Source organism: Streptococcus parasuis, assembly GCF_021654455.1.
Lineage (GTDB): Bacteria > Bacillota > Bacilli > Lactobacillales > Streptococcaceae > Streptococcus > Streptococcus parasuis.
In genome coordinates, this window is record NZ_AP024276.1 from 2,073,762 (window position 1) to 2,090,494 (window position 16,733).

Below are 16,733 nucleotides of genomic sequence, written 5' to 3' on the forward strand. Positions count from 1 at the left end.
CTCTCCCTCTTATTTTGCAAACGGCATACCAAGGCCAGTAAGCAATGCACGTGATTCTTCGTCAGTGTTAGCAGTTGTAACGATAACGATATCCAAACCGCGAGTTTTATCAACATCGTCGAAGTTGATTTCTGGGAAGATCAATTGTTCTTTCACACCAAGTGTGTAGTTACCACGTCCGTCGAATGACTTAGTTGGTACTCCGTGGAAGTCACGTACACGTGGAAGTGAAACTGTAACCAATTTATCCAAGAATTCATACATACGTTCGCCACGAAGAGTTACTTTCGCACCGATTGCAACACCCTCACGAAGACGGAAGCCGGCGATTGATTTCTTAGCTTTAGTGATAAGTGGTTTTTGACCTGAGATCAAAGCCAACTCTTGAGCAGCTTTTTCAAGGTTTTTAGCGTTAGAAACAGCGTCACCAACACCCATGTTCAAAACGATCTTATCAACTTTTGGTACAGCCATAACTGAAGAATAGTTAAATTGTTCAGTCAAAGCAGGAACTACTTCATTAAGATATTTTTCTTTTAAACGATTTGCCATTATACTTCTCCTTTCCTTCGTGATTAATCAAGCACTTCGCCTGATTTTTTATTGTAGCGAACTTTTTTGCCGTCTACAAATTTGTAACCAACGCGTCCAGCAACACCATTTTTGTCAAGAACTTGAACGTTTGACACATGGATTGGAGCTTCTTTTTCAACGATTGCACCTTGAGGGTTTTCGTTATTTGGTTTTTGGTGTTTCTTAACGATGTTAACACCTTCAACAATCACTTTGTTAACTTTTGGAAGTGCTGTTACGACAACTGCTTCAACGCCTTTGTCTTTACCAGCGATTACGCGAACTTTATCGCCTTTTTTTACAAACATTTGATTTCTCCTATAATTTCTTACGCCCTAATGGGCACCCTGGTTAGTTTGTTAACCAGGGGACTTAGTTTGTTTTCTAGTTTACTAAATCCGTCACAGACTTCGCTAGTTTGTTTTGATGTACCCAAGTACTATCTACAACAAACTGCCTAGTCTGTAACAAATTTCCTAAAACCATCTGATTAAAGTACTTCTTAAAGTACTTCTGGTGCCAATGAAACGATTTTCATGAAACCGCCGTCACGCAATTCGCGTGCCACTGGGCCAAAGATACGAGTTCCGCGAGGGTTTTTGTCTTCACGGATGATAACTGCAGCATTCTCATCGAATTTGATGTATGAACCATCAGCACGACGAGCACCTGTCTTAGTACGAACGATAACGGCTTTAACAACGTCACCTTTTTTAACCGCACCACCAGGAGTAGCTTGTTTTACTGAAGCAACGATGATGTCGCCGATGTTCGCGAATTTACGTCCTGAACCACCAAGAACTTTGATTGTCAAGATTTCACGTGCGCCACTGTTGTCAGCAACTTTCAAACGAGTTTCTGTTTGAATCATGTCAATTTTCTCCTTTCAGGTTGATTAAATGATAACTGCCTCTTCCACAACTTCTACAAGACGGAAACGTTTTGTAGCTGAAAGTGGGCGAGTTTCCATGATACGAACGATATCGCCTTCTTTAGCAACATTGTTTTCATCATGAGCTTTGTACTTTTTAGAGTAGTTAATACGTTTACCATAGACTGGGTGGTTACGTTTAGTTTCAACTACAACTGTGATTGTTTTGTCCATTTTGTCAGATACTACGCGTCCAACAAGAACTTTACGATTATTGCGTTCCATTGAAATTCTCCTTTCCCAATCTATTATTTAGTTTCAGATTGCACAGTTTTGATACGTGCAATTTGTTTCTTCACTTCGTTCAAACGAGCAGTTTGCTCAAGTTGACCAGCAGCAGCTTGGAAACGAAGTTCGAAGAGTTCTTTCTTCAATTCGTTTTCTTTCTTAGCAAGTTCTTCTTGAGAAAGGCCACGAAGTTCTTTTACAAAATCTTTAATTTCTTGAAGTTTCATGTCTTCTCCTTATTCTGCTTCACGTTTTACGAATTTAACTTTAACTGGCAATTTGTGACCAGCAAGGCGGAATGCTTCGCGTGCGACTTCTTCAGAAACGCCAGCAACTTCAAACATAACCTTACCGCGTTTAACTGGAGCTACCCAACCTTCAGGAGCACCTTTACCAGAACCCATACGTACACCGATAGCTTTAGCAGTGTATGATTTGTGTGGGAAGATTTTAATCCAAACTTTACCACCACGTTTCATGTAACGCGTCATAGCGATACGGGCAGCTTCGATTTGGCGGTTTGTAATCCATGAGCTAGTAGTTGCTTGAAGACCGTATTGACCAAAGTCTACTTGTTTTCCACCTTTAGCTTCACCGCGCATTTTTCCACGGAATTCACGACGGTGTTTTACACGTTTAGGTACTAACATTTGTTATTTACCTCCTTTAGTGTTTTTACGAACTGGAAGAACTTCTCCACGGTAAATCCAAACTTTAACACCTAATTTACCGTAAGTTGTCAAAGCTTCTTCCCAAGCATAGTCGATATCCGCACGAAGTGTATGAAGAGGAACTGTTCCTTCTGAGTAGCCTTCTGCACGGGCAATATCAGCACCGTTCAAACGACCAGAAACTTGTGTTTTGATACCTTTTGCACCAGCGCGCATTGTGCGTTGGATAGCTTGTTTTTGAGCACGGCGGAAAGCCACACGTTGCTCCAATTGACGAGCAATTGACTCACCAACAAGGTGTGCATCCAAATCAGGTTGTTTGATTTCGATGATGTTGATGTGTACTTGTTTACCAGTCAATTTGTTCAATTGAGCACGAAGCGCGTCAACGTTGCTACCAGCTTTACCGATAACCATACCTGGTTTTGCAGTGTGGATAGAAACGATTACTTTGTTTACAGCACGTTCGATTTCGATTGTTGATGTTGACGCATCAGCTAATTCTTTTTTGATAAAGTTGCGGATTGCAAGATCTTCATGAAGGTAATCCGCGTATTCTTTTTCAGCATACCATTTAGCATCCCAATCACGGATGATGCCAACACGCATACCAATTGGATGTACTTTTTGACCCACGTTTTTACCTCCTTATTTCTCTGCCACAACTACAGTGATGTGAGCTGTGCGTTTGTTGATTGGTGAAGCTGAACCTTTCGCACGTGGACGGAAACGTTTCAACGTTGGTCCTTCGTTTGCGAATGCTTCGCTGACTACCAAGTTAGCTTTTTCCAAACCAAAGTTGTTTTCAGCATTAGCGATTGCTGAGTTTAAAACTCCCTCAATAATGCTTGCAGCTTTGTTTGGTGTGAATTTCAAGATTGCGATTGCGTCTGCTACGCTTTTGCCACGGATGTTATCCAAGACAAGACGTGATTTACGAGGTGAAACACGTACTGTGCGAGCAGTTGCTTTAGCTGAAGTAATTTCTGCCATTGTGTTTTCCTCCTAAATTATTTACGACGAGTTTTCTTGTCGTCAGCAGCATGACCTTTGTAAGTACGAGTTGGTGCGAATTCACCAAGTTTGTGACCTACCATGTCTTCTTGAATGTATACAGGTACGTGTTTACGACCATCGTAAACTGCAATTGTATAACCGATGAAACTTGGGAAAATCGTTGAACGACGTGACCAAGTTTTAATTACTTTTTTCTTTTCGTCATTTGCTTGAGCTTCGACTTTTTTCATCAAATGCTCATCGACGAAAGGTCCTTTTTTAAGACTGCGTCCCATTTTAGTGTTTTCTCCTTTAAAATATGTACCACAGCGGCTTGCCCGCAATGCGGGCTACCGAGTTGGCGGATGATATAGCATGCTAAGCAACTAAGTTTAGATTACTTTTGGTTGCGACGACGAACGATAAGTTTGTCTGATTTAGCTTTCTTGTTACGAGTTTTCAAACCAAGAGCTGGTTTACCCCATGGAGTAGATGGTGCTTTACGACCAACTGGTGCTTTACCTTCACCACCACCGTGTGGGTGATCGTTAGGGTTCATTACAGAACCGCGAACTGTTGGACGGATACCTTTCCAACGGCTACGACCTGCTTTACCAAGGTTTACGAGGCCATGTTGTTCGTTACCTACAGTACCAACAGTAGCACGGCAAGTACCAAGGATCATACGAACTTCACCTGATTGAAGGCGAACAAGAACGTATTTACCTTCTTGACCAAGAACCTGTGCAGATGCACCAGCAGCACGAACCAACTCACCACCGCGACCTGGTTTCAACTCAATGTTGTGAACAACAGTACCGACTGGGATGTTTGCAAGTGGAAGTGCATTACCAACTTTGATATCCGCTTCTGGACCTGAAACGATGCGTTGACCAACTTCAAGACCTTTAGGAGCGATGATATATGCTTTCACACCGTCTGTGTAGTGTACAAGAGCGATGTTTGCTGAACGGTTTGGATCGTATTCAATTGTTTTAACAACTGCTTCAACGCCATCTTTGTTACGTTTGAAGTCTACCAAACGGTAGAAACGTTTGTGACCGCCACCTTGGTGACGAACAGTGATGCGACCATTGTTGTTACGACCAGCTTTGTTTTTCAATGCAACAAGCAAGCTTTTTTCTGGAGTGCTTGTTGTGATTTCAGCGAAGTCCAAAGAAGTCATGTTACGACGGCCATTTGTCGTTGGTTTATAAACTTTAATACCCACGTTAATTCCTCCTTTGATTATTCAGCGTCAGCTGTAGCGAACAATTCGATCGCTTTTGAATCAGCAGTCAATGTGATGATTGCTTTTTTCACTTTGTTTGTGCGACCTACATAACGACCTACGCGTTTTGTTTTAGGTTTCACGTTGATTGTGTTAACATTTGCAACTTTAACACCTTCGAATGCAGCTTCAACAGCTTGTTTGATCAAGAGTTTGTGTGCACGAGTGTCAACTTCAAATACATACTTGCCTGCTTCGAGTTGGCCCATTGAGCTTTCTGTGATGACAGGTTTTTTGATAACATCATACAAATTCATTATGCAAGAACCTCCTCAATTTTAGAGATAGCTGCTTGAGTTACAAGAAGTTTGTCTGCATTTGCGATGTCAAGTACGCTTGCAGTAGTTGCAGTTGCAACTTTCACTCCTGGGATGTTACGAGCAGAAAGAGCTGCGAATTCGTTGCCTTCTTCAAGAATAACAAGGACTTTAGAATCAATGCTCAATGCTGCAAGCACTTTTGCAAATTCAGCAGTTTTTGGAGCTGTGAATTCAAGTGAGTTAACAGCTACAAATTTGTTTTCAGCAACTTTCTGTGAGTAAACAGATTTAAGTGCCAAGCGACGAACTTTTTGTGGAAGTTTGTACGCATATGAACGTGGAGTTGGTCCGAAGACTACGCCACCGCCACGCCATTGTGGTGAACGGATAGAACCTTGACGAGCACGTCCAGTTCCTTTTTGACGCCATGGTTTGCGTCCGCCACCTGAAACTGATGAGCGGTTTTTAACTGCGTGAGTACCTTGACGAAGGCTAGCACGTTGGCTGATGATCACATCAAATACAACTGCTTGGTTTGGCTCGATACCAAAGATTGCATCGTTAAGAACTACTTCACCAGCTTGTTTACCAGTTTGGTCAAATAATGTTACGTTTGCCATTTCGACTGATTTCCCCTTTCCTTATTATTTACCAGCTTTAACTGCTGATTTGATAGTGATAAGAGATTTCTTAGCACCTGGTACGTTACCTTTGATAAGGATAACGTTCTTTTCTGGAACAACTTGTACAACTTCAAGGTTTTGGATTGTTACACGGTTGCCACCCATGCGACCTGCAAGGTTTTTACCTTTGAATACACGGTTAGGTGCAACAGGACCCATAGAACCTGGACGACGGTGGTAACGAGAACCGTGAGCCATAGGACCACGTGATTGACCATGGCGTTTGATAACACCTTGGAAACCTTTACCTTTAGATGTACCAGTTACATCAACAACATCACCAGCTGCGAAAGTTTCAACTGTAATTTCTTGTCCAACTTCCAAGCCTTCAATGTTTTTGAATTCACGAATGAAGCGCTTAGGAGCTGTGTTAGCTTTAGCTACATGGCCTTTGGCAGGTTTGTTGCTCAATACTTCACGTTTGTCATCAAAACCAACTTGAACTGCCGCATAACCGTCAGTTTCAACTGTTTTCACTTGAAGAACAACGTTTGGAGTTGCTTCGATGACAGTAACAGGGATAAATTCACCAGATTCAGTGAAGATTTGAGTCATTCCCACTTTTTTCCCTAAGATTCCTTTTGTCATGAGAAAAATATTCCTTTTCTTATTTTATAGTTAAAAAGTTTTTAACGAGCGTTTTTCATGCTCAAATCAAGATACAAAGAGCATCAAACTCAAAGTGAAAATAGGAAAATCCAACGACTCAACGAGTCTAGGCAGTTTTATCTTTTTCACACGGAGTTTAGCCCGTGTTCAATTACTAAATGAACACTTGCTTTTTCGCCTCGCGACTTGATTACAATTTAATCTCTACGTTCACACCACTTGGAAGATCCAATTTCATCAACGCATCAACTGTTTTTTGAGTTGGGTTAATGATATCTACCAAACGTTTGTGTGTACGCATTTCGAACTGCTCACGAGAGTCTTTATACTTGTGAGTCGCACGGATGATTGTGTAGAGGCTACGTTCTGTTGGAAGCGGAACTGGACCTGCTACTTGAGCACCTGTACGTGTTGCAGTTTCAACAATTTTTGCAGCAGCTGTATCAAGTGTACGGTGTTCGTACGCTTTCAAGCGGATGCGGATTTTTTTGTTTGCCATCTTTTTCTCCTTTTCGTCTATTTAGAATAATAGGCTAGCTCCACAAGAAAACCAACACGTGTTGCGTGGCAATGCAACCGAGCGTGTCGCAACCTCTTGCATCAAAGCTATAGCCGTAAATTTTTACGGCACTAGAACAGTTTACCAAATTATCGGATACAATGCAAGAAGTTTTGCTTTTTATTTTTAAAAAAAATAGCTTATTCAATTGCCTCTCAGATTTCTCTCAGATTTCGAACACACTGACAAACCAAGCTTTAGTTGATGAATCAGCTTTCAGATATGAAATGATACTCAATGGAAATCAACAGCAACCTAGAAAACGAAATTGATGATAGAACAGGAGTTCATCAAGGCAAGTTGACAGGTTAGCCGTAAGCGCCCAATAATAAAGTATATTGAAAAAAGCTCCAAAGTCATGTCGACCCTGGAGCCTTTTTTCTATTTACAAGCTCTTTTAATTTTTTCCTTCCATGGCAAATAAGCCTCTAGCACCTCTTTTTTTGCGAGCGTCTCCTCGTTAGGTAAGTGTTCTAGAAGATAGGTCATATATTTTTCTGCATCAAGGCCGTGTCGTTTAGCAGTTTCCAAAAGACTCAGAATGACAGCTGTCGACTTGGCTCCCTCAAAGCTCTGAGAAAAAAGCCAATTTTTTCTGCCCATCACTAAGGTCTTCATTGCTCTCTCAGCCATATTGTTAGACAGGACTAAGTCACCGTCCGAGAGAACGGTTCGGAAAGTGGTTTCGTAGTTGAGGCTATATTCTATTGCAGTGCCCAATTTGGAGCCTGGCAAAACGGCCTGATTGCGACACCAGTCAAAGAATTCGTCCATCAAAGGAGCCAACTCTGTCTGACGTTTATGTAGCCGTTCCTCAGTAGACAAGTCTGCCCAGTCATTCTCTAAGGCAAACAGGCGGTCGCAGTAGGCTAAACCCTTGGCTCCTAAAGAAGTCTTGTTTGTCTTCTTAGGAGTCGCTTCAAAGAACTTTCGTCTAACATGAGCCCAACAGCCAACCAGCTGTGCCTTGTCTAACTGACGATAAGCACTCCACATGTCACAATGAACGTAGCCCGCATAATTTCCAAGAAATTTCTCCACAACTAAGCTGCTCCGTCGTTTGTCATGATGATAGAGGGTGATGCCCTTTTTCTCATGTTTCCCAGACAAGAAGGTCCAGTAGAAGGTTAACTGGCTATCATTTTCTAAGACCTTGTAGGAGGTCTCATCCGCATGGAGAATAGGCTGCTCCAACAATTTCTCGTGCAACAGGTCATAAATCGGTTCGAAATAATACTGACTAGACTTGATGTGCCAGTTGGCTATTTCCTTCCGACTGATTGGCAGACCAAGCTTATGCCAGTCCTCTTCCTGGCGGTAATTGGGCACCTTAAGATTGAACTTCTGATGAATAGTATGGGCGATGATAGAAGCTGAACCCAAGCTGTGTGCCAAAGGTGCCTTAGGAACTGGAGCCTTGATAATCTTATCGCTCAGATTCTTCTGACTACAAGCCTGACACTTGTATGCGTGTTGAACATGGTCAATCCGCTTTAATTGTGCGGGAATGAAGACCAACTCTTGCCGTTGAACAGTAGAACCAATCTCTTTCAACTGTCCATGACAGTCTGGACAAGTGCAGTCTTCGCCCTGCAATTCATGATGAATAATCTCTGGAGTGAACTGACTAAAAATAGCCTGACGAACTCCCTTAGCTTTCTTACGTTTATAGGTAATTGTTTCTGTTTCAACTGGGTAAGTCAGCTTCTTCTTCAGGGAGGCTTTCCTCCCCAAACAAGCTCAGCTGACCGGGTTGATACACAACCTTCTCTGATGATTTTCCGTAGAGTTTCTGTCTCAGATACTCAACCTGTTCACGAAGGAGGGTCAATTCGTTGGTCATGATTTCAATGGTTTTTGTTAGACTTTCAATCACTTTATCTTGTGACTCCATGCACTTACCTCCTTCTTTTTATCTCATTATACACAAAGAAAAGCCATGATTTCAATAGAAATCACGACTTTTTGAAACATTTATTTTTGGACTGATAGAAAATCCTTTCATGAGCCAGTCCACCTGCTCGGAAGTTAGCGCCTTAACCTCCTCTTCATTGTTTGGCCAGGTCAATTTCCCATTTTCAAAACGTTTATACAATAACCAAAATCCCTGTCCATCCCAATAAAGAGCTTTGAATCGATCTTTTCGACCTCCGCAGAAGAGATAGACCTGACCGGAGAAGGGATCCAGATTGAAATGACTTTTGACAAGGTAGGCGAGAGAATCAATCCCTTGACGCATATCCGTTTTCCCGCAAACCAAGTAGACTTGACCTAAATCACTGAGTCGGATGGTCATAGAACAGTACCTTATCCAAGATTGTTTCCAATATCTCTTGGTTGATAGAGTGAAAGAAAGTGAGTTCTACTTTTTCGAGACGAATCTTCATCAGGATCTCATTTCTGCTTTTCTTTTCAGAGCGTCGCGATTTGGGAACAGTCAATGGGACGATGGGTTGTGACATAAAAAAATCCTCCAGTTTTTTAATTACAGTATACTGGAGGAGTGAACGATTGGATAGGTACCTTGTTATGGGGCGCTTACGGTTAGCCGAATTTTGCTTCTCAAAGAGCCTAAAAAAGCAGAAGAGCTACTGGATATGTTTAGGCTCTACTGCTTTATGCTGTTTTCTTTCGGTCCCGTTTTCTAAATATGGGAGATTTCAGGCTGTCTGACTTGGTCTATAGGTAAGCAAAAAGCTTTGACAGAAACCTTCTTTATTTTTTCTAGAACTCATTTGGGTTGATCAGTTTTTTATACCCATCTTTGTTGCCCAGTCTTAGACTATTGTATTGCTCTGTCAGGCATTTCTGCCAATATGATTGCTCCCTAACCATATGTTGAATTTTATCAACCATGAACTCGACTTTATCTTTTGTAAAAACGTGTTGTTGCGGGATGTAGTCCTTATTGTGGACAGTTTCTTCAAATGCTAACAATACCATCGATTGTTCGAAGGAACGTCTTATTGCGTTAAACAGTTCATTTCCATAGTTAATATCCAAATATAGGTCACATTCTCGGAAGAGATTACTTGCTGTCTCGTCTGTCATATTAGGAAAGAGATATACATTGGTATAACGATCGAAGGAAAGGAGTTTGGTCGACATTTCTGTCAAGGCACCAATATTAAACTCTAGCTCTGGTAAGGTTTCCACCAATTTTTGTAAGCTTTCAATTTGATCTGAATTTGTCATAATCAAGGCTTTCGGTCTATAACCACTCTTTCTATGGAGTGGATATAGATAACCTTGATAGGAGATGACCTTACCAGCTGGAAGCTTTTCTTGGAGTTTGGTATAAGAATCCCAGCGCTGGACAATAACCTTTGCCGAATAACGAGAGCTATTTAACAAGGTTAACATGTTCTCTGGAACATCTTCTCTCGGTCGTTCTTGCCAAAAGAGAATATCCTGTCCATCATGCTTCATGGTGTATGCCACCAGGAATGGCAATCCAAGCGAGTTATATATGATTCGTTCACAATCAAAACTTGTTTGCTTTAAATAATAGATAATAAAGTCAATTTTATTTTTAAAAATGATGACTTCTTCATTTCTATTTAAGATACTATTTCCCGTTTCATGGTTTTCGACGATCACTTCTTTGCCGTCTTTATCATAGTAGCAAGTAACAATTGCTTTTCCTGCGTCATTGAAGCTTGTCTGAGAAAAGCGGTATCCTTTTTTATTGTAACGATCGATACTAAAAACTTTCCCTTCTTCATCTAACCATTCAACAGCTTTTACAAATCGCTTATGTGTAGGGTTAGAAAAGACAATTGTTGCACGTTTAATGTGGCGATCAGTGATCGAACCGCCATGACCTGAAGAGGTAATTTCCCAAAACTTTGGTACTCTTATCTCATTAAAGAATTTTGGTTTGCCCACTACCTGATCGAAGCCTGTAAAAAACTCATAGGGTGAGTATACATCCTCTGGTAGGAAGCCATCGTCAGTCAGAACAATTGTCGGGTGATTAAAGCCCGAACTAAGCAGTGAATAGTGCAGGTCCCAGCTCTCTTGACTATAATTATCAAACAAAGTTATCATTGTCCAAACCCTTTCAACAATTCATCCCATTTCTTTTCAATGACAGCTGTCAGATACTGCTCAGCAATTTCATAGGATTTTTCATGCATATTTTCAATGTCATTTTCATCGAAAAATTCAATTATCCTGTCAGCGAACGATTGAACAATCGCGCTTTCTTCTAGATTGTCTTGTCTAGGAATTAAGAAGCCATTTTGACAGTCCTTTATAAAGGTTGGATTCCCATAATTGACATCAAACCCAATGATTGGGAGCCCTGACCCAACTGCTTCCATGAGGGTCAATCCAAAACCCTCACTCGTTGAGGCAGTTAGATACAATTCATATTGTTGATAAACCTGATCCATCTGATGATGGCCCTTTAAATGAATATAAGCAGTTGCTTGGTATTCAGCAATTAGTTGGCGAAGAATCTTTTCTTCACCTCCGCTCCCATAGATATCAAATACGAGTTCAGGAAGGTGCTCTTTTGCCTTTACGACAGATTTGATTAACCAATTAATATGTTTTTCGCTGGCCAATCGAGAAGCTGTTAGCAATGAATAGGGAGTACGAGGTTGGTTTGGAACTGTCAAACGTTGTAGACTACCGACTGGTATTGTCACTATTTTCGGTTCCATCATACGATAGGTTTTAAAATGGCTGAGAAGGACATCCCTTTGTCGATCAGTTGCAGTCACAAAGAAATCAACTTCATCCGCATTGGTAAATTGATAATCATAATAATTATTCCAAAGTATCGTATCTTTAGTGGTTGCACCCTCGCTGAAGTGTTCTGCATGGACGACCACACCGAGTTTTGCTTTCCCATGATGGCGGAAAACAGCCTGTCCAACACCTCCAGAAGAGCGATCTAATATGATGGTATCGTCTTCACCAAGGTTGAGTTGTTGGACAAAATAGGCAAGCAATTCTTCTTTGGAATAGAAAATTTGATCTGGAAAACGAAATAAACTCCTACCATCCTGAATAATTTCCTCGTAAGCAACCGTGCCATCTTCATTATAAAAATGTCGCTTATAGAGCATTGCACGATTATCCTTTGGTCCATAAAACTCCGTGAACAGTTTAGTGTAGGAGAAAAAATCTTTCCGAATTAAGTTTCCTTTTGAAACATATTCCACTCGGTTCACAAAGTCGTCATTCTCATTGACCAGATAGGCAGTTAAAAAGAAATCTTCCTCTGCATAGTAATACCGGGCTATTTTCCCATTTTTTTCTTTTTTGGTTACTTGCCCATGAAACTGTTGAAGAACATCTGCAAGTGTTACAGAGGTGGGAGCAATCTTTGTATCCGTAAAATAGGTGTATAACCAGATAACTTCACTATCTAAAAAACCAATATTTTCAGTCAGGTGTGCAATATTTTCTTGTTGAATCATATCCACAAACACAAACTTGGCATCTCGTTGAAGATTTCTAAGTAACTGCGCCCGGTAGGCCTGAGCGTACTCTACTCCACTGCTTGCCCAACCGACTCCTAAATTGATGTTATAAACTGTCATTTCACACCTCTTATGCAAAATAGATATTCATTTTTTGATTCTTATCAACAGTCACTTCGCTAAGTAGGATGTTTCGAACAGCTAATTCCTTAATGCTCTGTAACATCTCATCGAATGATTTCAAAGCCTCTTTATGGTATTCGTATACAGGATTGCGCTGGGCTGAGCGTCGGCTGGAAACAATGACCCTTAATTGTTGTAAATAGTCAACCTCTTCAATCCACGCCTCATCTACTGCTTTCAACAAAGCCACGCGCTTGAAGGAGTTCAACCTATCCTTGGTTGATAGCAGCTGTTCTTTCTCAGCAAACTTAGAATCAACGAGTTGCATCACCAACTCTTTTGCTTCAGCAATCAGCCATTCATCCTTCAAGAAAACAGAACTATCGAAATCGTAACTAATGTTTTCCAACACAAACGACATGAGTTCTTTTCTTGTGATATGAACCCCTTTACCATGCAGGAATTGGTCTACAAATGCTTCAACAATATCTCGCAAATCATAGTCATCTAACGCATTGCCTAAAATTTTATTACGCTCTGCATACACTAATTCACGTTGCATTTTTAAACTATCGTCAAACTGAAGAGTATCCCGTCGCGACAGTCGTCCATATTCATCGCTCGCCTTTTGAGCAGCATTCACTCCTCTTTTAAAGAAAGCAGACAGTAGTTGGTCTGGATTGGACATTTCTTTCTTCGAAATTTCTTTTTTATAATACTCTTGGTATTTGGATTTCCCCCAATCTACCAATAAATCATCTTCTAAAGAAACAAAGAATTGACTGAGTCCTGGATCCCCCTGTCTACCCGACCGTCCTCGAATTTGGAGGTCCATCCGCTTACTAGCCATTCGCTCGCTCACAATGACTGCAAGTCCACCTAAGGCCCTTGCCTCATCAGACAACTTAATATCTGTCCCCCTTCCTGCCATCATGGTAGCTACCGTAACCGCTCCTTTTTGACCGGCCTCAGAGATAATTTCAGCTTCTTTAGCTTCGCTTTGCGCATTCAAAAGGTTATGCGGAATGCCATCTAATAATAACATATCAGAAAAATGTTCAGAGGCCTTTACCGAACCTGTAATTAACAATACCGGTTGTCCTTTTTCATGCAATTCTCTCACATGGCTTAATAAAGCCATCTTTTTTTCAGGCTCCGATGTGAAGATTCGATCTGGTAAGTCCCGTCGCTGAACTGGTTTGTGAGTTGGAATTTGTACAACTTCCTTGTCATAAACTTCAATAAATTCAGCCTCGTCGGATTTCCCTGTTCCTGTCATCCCCCCGTACCTCTTAAAGAGGACAAATAGGTTCTGATAGGTAATCGAAGCAATGGCACGCATTTCCTGAGAAATAGCTAGACCTTCTTTCGCTTCTAGGGCTTGATGCTGTCCAGCTTGCATTTTCGTCATTTCCAAAATGCGTCCTTCTCTCTTGTCAATCAGCTTTATTTCCCCAGCATCTACAAGATAGTCCTTGTTTTTTCTGTACAAAGTGTGGGCTCTCAAGGCTAGATTGATGTGGCGAACAAGGTTTCTATGATGCTCGTCACTTGTGAATAATTGCTTTGTGGCAAAATATTTATTGGCCTCATCGATTCCTTTTTGAGTCAGCCATACTTCGTTTTCATCCTTATCCAAGAAATAGTAATCATCCCCAACAAGAGTGTAGATAAACTTATCAACTATTTGATAGAGATTTGATTGCACACGAGGGGCACCTGAAATCACAAGTGGCATTTGAGCAGAATCGAGCAAAACAGCGTCCGCTTCGTCAATGATGCAATAGTTCAGCTCCTTCATAAATTTCTTTTGAGGACTGTCAGCCAAGTTATCAATCAAATAGTCAAAACCTAGGCCACTATTTGTAGTATAAATGACATCACTATTATAAATTTGTTGCTTTTCTGCAACAGTAAATGTTTTTCCTGGTATCTCAGAAACAGCGATGGCAGTAGTCAAACCTAAAAATTCATAGACTCCCTTCATCTCGCTCCCGTCACGACAAGCAAGGTAGGTATTGTTGGTAATCAACATTGCCCCTTTCCCTGTCAAAGCGTGCAAGTAGAGTGGCATAGTTGCAACGAGTGTCTTTCCTTCGCCCGTTTTCATCTCAGCTATGTCTCCTTGATGAAGAACAATCGCTCCCATCACCTGTTCATCATAGGGATATTGACCTAAAACGCGTTTATCAGCTTCCCGTACAACAGCAAAAGCTTCAGGCAAAAGCTCATCTAAGGTCTCACCTTGTTTTAACCTTTGTCGGAACTCCACTGTTTTTTGTCTCAAATCTTCATCTGACAATTTAGCCATTCGACTAGCCAGACCGTTCACTTTTTCTAATATGGCACGAATGCGCTTCAGTCTGTAATAATCAAATGAAAAATATTTCACTTTCAACTAGATACACCTCTTTCACAGGGAACTGAGATCAATATGATGAAACAGTAATTCAGTCACATTGGCATTAAATAAATGGATGGCGTAACTGAATGCACCATTTGGATAAGTAAAGTGAGCCTCATCAGATCGCAAGATTTTTGTATGGATGGTTTCATCTGACCGATTGTAAAAATCGATTTGCAGATAGACCGTTCCTTCTGGTATCACATCGGCCTCCAGGTGGAGGGAATAGCGCTTATTTCGAAACAGAACCGGCAACTGGGGTTGCTCACGATCCCTTTGGTAATTGGTCCGTGAATACCAACTATGAATCAAATTTCCTGATGGCATTAACTCATTTTTAAAATAGACAGAATCTCCTCGGAATTCCAACTCAGTCCCATATAAATAGGTGCTTCGGCTGTCTTGTCTCCAGTAAATTCTATTATTCATAATTCTCCTTACTAAAATCAAGTCTGATCAAACTACGAAATTGGCTTATAAACCACTGTGTAATTGCTCCAGAATTATCATTATGGCGACCAATCCAGCCTTTTCCTACGAGTTTTGTGCCAGAAGAACGTGTTTTCTCTAACAAATCATAAAAAGCAGTTCGATCATAGTCATCGTTTTTCATATAGGCAATCCTAAGCTGAGTATGCGATAAATCCGCATCTTCAAATTTTGTCCAAAAGCGGTTATCCAGATCTTGTCGGGATTGCTCCGAAAGATCATTGGCATATTGCTTCAGTAAGTCCAAGGACGTCGGGAAAATATTTGGACGAAGGGTTTTCTCGTTTTCTGCCAACTTACCAAGATTTACCAGTGGCTTACCAACAACAATGGCATGTGGCTTAAAGTCCAAACCGTAATACAAGGCCCCATAGGTTCCCATAGATAGGCCAGACATAATCATCTGAGAAGCCTCAAAGCCCAGAAAATTAAGTGCATCTTGTATGACTTGTTTAATGGCATCTTCGTATTCTTGATCCCCAATGTAAAAGGATCCACCCTCTAATCTCGGATCTGCAATTAACAAGAAGGGTTTGTTCAAGGATTTCATCATCCAATAGCCTTCAAATCCTTCAGCCGTTCTATAACCAGAAAAATATACATTCAAAGGAGGCGTAAAATCTCCTGGATGAAGGTAGTGCAGAAATTCTTGTCGTTTGCTGGTTGCATGAACATTCCCACCCAACAACAAGGTACCAAAGTGGTAGCGGCTGAAACGGTAATGAGTCGGCCCCAATTTTAGTTTGCCTTCCCCTTTTGCAAAAATACTGAGATGGAGATAGCCTTCTTGTTTGTTTCTCAAATAAAAGGGTTTGTCTAATTCTGCCTCTGAAACGACTATTTCAGAGAGAATTTTTGTTCCTCCCAAAGGAATGATTTGGAGCTTATATTGGAGTTCGCAAGGACCTTCTTTTATAAATTCTGGCCAAAATTCCAGAGGAACCTCATCTTTCGGAATGTTGTAAGCATAATTGGCAATCTGCCGAAACTCGTCCCCAAAATGACCTTCTAAGGTCAAGTAAGCACTCCCATCAAATCCTATTTTCCCCTTAAAACTAGTTGAAACAATTAGGTCTTTTGTATGGAATTTATCACCGTATTGTTTCTCAAAGAAGGTATGAGACAGGACATCGACTAACTCATTTGGATTGTCCATGCTGACTGGATAGGCCATTTGAGCAATCAGGAACCGGCGAACAGAATCTGATACAGAATTTGGGCCAATACCAGTTGAATATAGAAGAGAATAAGGTTCAAACAATCCTCCCAGAGAGATAATAGTCTCATCATAGAAATCATCTGTCAACAAAACAGCATGAATAGCCCGGCGTTTGAACGCCTCTTGTAAGCGATAGGTCTTGGAAAACATCTCAACATTTTGAGGTGAAATATAAAACCATTCTATATTTTCTGGAATCGTTAGTTCTCTTTTCCAGTTGGTTGTCCCAACTTGTAATACATTTATTTTTTCATCTTTCATC

At 40.9% G+C, this 16,733-nt stretch carries 23 protein-coding genes; all 23 read right to left on the bottom strand.

The genetic code is table 11. The annotated features are described in order from the left end of the window. Positions 1 to 9: 9 nt before the first annotated feature. The 23 genes from rplE to asp2 all read right to left on the bottom strand — a co-directional run bounded on the left by rplE (position 10) and on the right by asp2 (position 16,732). Complete coding sequence (gene rplE / locus L6410_RS10445; protein ID WP_018377731.1) at positions 10 to 552, bottom strand: 50S ribosomal protein L5; 543 nt, start codon at positions 550 to 552, stop codon at positions 10 to 12. A 23-nt stretch (positions 553 to 575) separates the two neighbouring features. Then, positions 576 to 881, bottom strand: coding sequence for a 50S ribosomal protein L24 (gene rplX / locus L6410_RS10450; protein ID WP_024391476.1), 306 nt, complete (start codon positions 879 to 881; stop codon positions 576 to 578). Positions 882 to 1,075: 194 nt separating this feature from the next. Then, on the bottom strand, positions 1,076 to 1,444 hold the full coding sequence (gene rplN / locus L6410_RS10455; protein WP_002936658.1) for a 50S ribosomal protein L14: 369 nt from the start codon (positions 1,442 to 1,444) through the stop codon (positions 1,076 to 1,078). A 24-nt stretch (positions 1,445 to 1,468) separates the two neighbouring features. After that, positions 1,469 to 1,729, bottom strand: coding sequence for a 30S ribosomal protein S17 (gene rpsQ / locus L6410_RS10460; protein WP_000440801.1), 261 nt, complete (start codon positions 1,727 to 1,729; stop codon positions 1,469 to 1,471). A 23-nt stretch (positions 1,730 to 1,752) separates the two neighbouring features. Next, the gene (gene rpmC, locus L6410_RS10465) at positions 1,753 to 1,959 is read right to left on the bottom strand and encodes a 50S ribosomal protein L29 (RefSeq protein WP_002936659.1); all 207 of its coding nucleotides are present in this window, start codon (positions 1,957 to 1,959) and stop codon (positions 1,753 to 1,755) included. Positions 1,960 to 1,968: 9 nt separating this feature from the next. Beyond that, entirely contained in the window at positions 1,969 to 2,382 is a 414-nt protein-coding gene (rplP, locus tag L6410_RS10470; protein ID WP_024391477.1) for a 50S ribosomal protein L16, read from the bottom strand. 3 nt (positions 2,383 to 2,385) lie between these two features. Next, on the bottom strand, positions 2,386 to 3,039 hold the full coding sequence (gene rpsC / locus L6410_RS10475) for a 30S ribosomal protein S3 (RefSeq protein ID WP_237395474.1): 654 nt from the start codon (positions 3,037 to 3,039) through the stop codon (positions 2,386 to 2,388). 12 nt (positions 3,040 to 3,051) lie between these two features. Continuing rightward, positions 3,052 to 3,396, bottom strand: coding sequence for a 50S ribosomal protein L22 (rplV, locus tag L6410_RS10480; RefSeq protein WP_023369052.1), 345 nt, complete (start codon positions 3,394 to 3,396; stop codon positions 3,052 to 3,054). Between the two features lie 17 nt (positions 3,397 to 3,413). Next, the gene (gene rpsS, locus L6410_RS10485; protein WP_000533766.1) at positions 3,414 to 3,695 is read right to left on the bottom strand and encodes a 30S ribosomal protein S19; all 282 of its coding nucleotides are present in this window, start codon (positions 3,693 to 3,695) and stop codon (positions 3,414 to 3,416) included. Between the two features lie 101 nt (positions 3,696 to 3,796). Beyond that, positions 3,797 to 4,630: a 50S ribosomal protein L2 gene (gene rplB / locus L6410_RS10490; protein WP_024391479.1), complete on the bottom strand. Its 834-nt coding sequence runs from the start codon at positions 4,628 to 4,630 to the stop codon at positions 3,797 to 3,799. Between the two features lie 17 nt (positions 4,631 to 4,647). Next, entirely contained in the window at positions 4,648 to 4,947 is a 300-nt protein-coding gene (locus L6410_RS10495; RefSeq protein WP_024379978.1) for a 50S ribosomal protein L23, read from the bottom strand. Beyond that, complete coding sequence (rplD, locus tag L6410_RS10500; protein WP_237395476.1) at positions 4,947 to 5,570, bottom strand: 50S ribosomal protein L4; 624 nt, start codon at positions 5,568 to 5,570, stop codon at positions 4,947 to 4,949. Before rplD ends, L6410_RS10495 begins: the two co-directional genes overlap by 1 nt. A gap of 24 nt (positions 5,571 to 5,594) precedes the next feature. After that, entirely contained in the window at positions 5,595 to 6,221 is a 627-nt protein-coding gene (rplC, locus tag L6410_RS10505) for a 50S ribosomal protein L3 (protein WP_011921686.1), read from the bottom strand. 211 nt (positions 6,222 to 6,432) lie between these two features. Continuing rightward, the gene (gene rpsJ, locus L6410_RS10510; protein ID WP_024391481.1) at positions 6,433 to 6,741 is read right to left on the bottom strand and encodes a 30S ribosomal protein S10; all 309 of its coding nucleotides are present in this window, start codon (positions 6,739 to 6,741) and stop codon (positions 6,433 to 6,435) included. Between the two features lie 441 nt (positions 6,742 to 7,182). Beyond that, a complete protein-coding gene (locus tag L6410_RS10515) occupies positions 7,183 to 8,535 on the bottom strand; it encodes an IS66-like element short variant transposase (RefSeq protein WP_237395327.1) in 1,353 nt (450 codons plus the stop codon). Beyond that, positions 8,489 to 8,695, bottom strand: a complete 207-nt coding sequence (locus tag L6410_RS10520) for an IS66 family transposase (RefSeq protein ID WP_002939754.1) — start codon at positions 8,693 to 8,695, stop codon at positions 8,489 to 8,491. Before L6410_RS10520 ends, L6410_RS10515 begins: the two co-directional genes overlap by 47 nt. A gap of 51 nt (positions 8,696 to 8,746) precedes the next feature. Beyond that, entirely contained in the window at positions 8,747 to 9,097 is a 351-nt protein-coding gene (gene tnpB, locus L6410_RS10525) for an IS66 family insertion sequence element accessory protein TnpB (protein WP_172017332.1), read from the bottom strand. Beyond that, positions 9,078 to 9,263: a hypothetical protein gene (locus L6410_RS10530; protein ID WP_024392629.1), complete on the bottom strand. Its 186-nt coding sequence runs from the start codon at positions 9,261 to 9,263 to the stop codon at positions 9,078 to 9,080. The genes tnpB and L6410_RS10530 overlap by 20 nt, the downstream gene beginning before the upstream one ends. Before the next feature lie 262 nt (positions 9,264 to 9,525). Continuing rightward, entirely contained in the window at positions 9,526 to 10,851 is a 1,326-nt protein-coding gene (gtfB, locus tag L6410_RS10535; RefSeq protein WP_237395478.1) for an accessory Sec system glycosylation chaperone GtfB, read from the bottom strand. Beyond that, on the bottom strand, positions 10,848 to 12,356 hold the full coding sequence (gtfA, locus tag L6410_RS10540; protein WP_237395480.1) for an accessory Sec system glycosyltransferase GtfA: 1,509 nt from the start codon (positions 12,354 to 12,356) through the stop codon (positions 10,848 to 10,850). Before gtfA ends, gtfB begins: the two co-directional genes overlap by 4 nt. A gap of 10 nt (positions 12,357 to 12,366) precedes the next feature. Next, a complete protein-coding gene (secA2, locus tag L6410_RS10545; protein WP_237395482.1) occupies positions 12,367 to 14,757 on the bottom strand; it encodes an accessory Sec system translocase SecA2 in 2,391 nt (796 codons plus the stop codon). Between the two features lie 15 nt (positions 14,758 to 14,772). Continuing rightward, positions 14,773 to 15,192, bottom strand: a complete 420-nt coding sequence (asp3, locus tag L6410_RS10550) for an accessory Sec system protein Asp3 (RefSeq protein WP_050571166.1) — start codon at positions 15,190 to 15,192, stop codon at positions 14,773 to 14,775. Beyond that, positions 15,185 to 16,732: an accessory Sec system protein Asp2 gene (asp2, locus tag L6410_RS10555; protein ID WP_172040961.1), complete on the bottom strand. Its 1,548-nt coding sequence runs from the start codon at positions 16,730 to 16,732 to the stop codon at positions 15,185 to 15,187. The genes asp3 and asp2 overlap by 8 nt, the downstream gene beginning before the upstream one ends. Position 16,733: the final 1 nt, after the last annotated feature.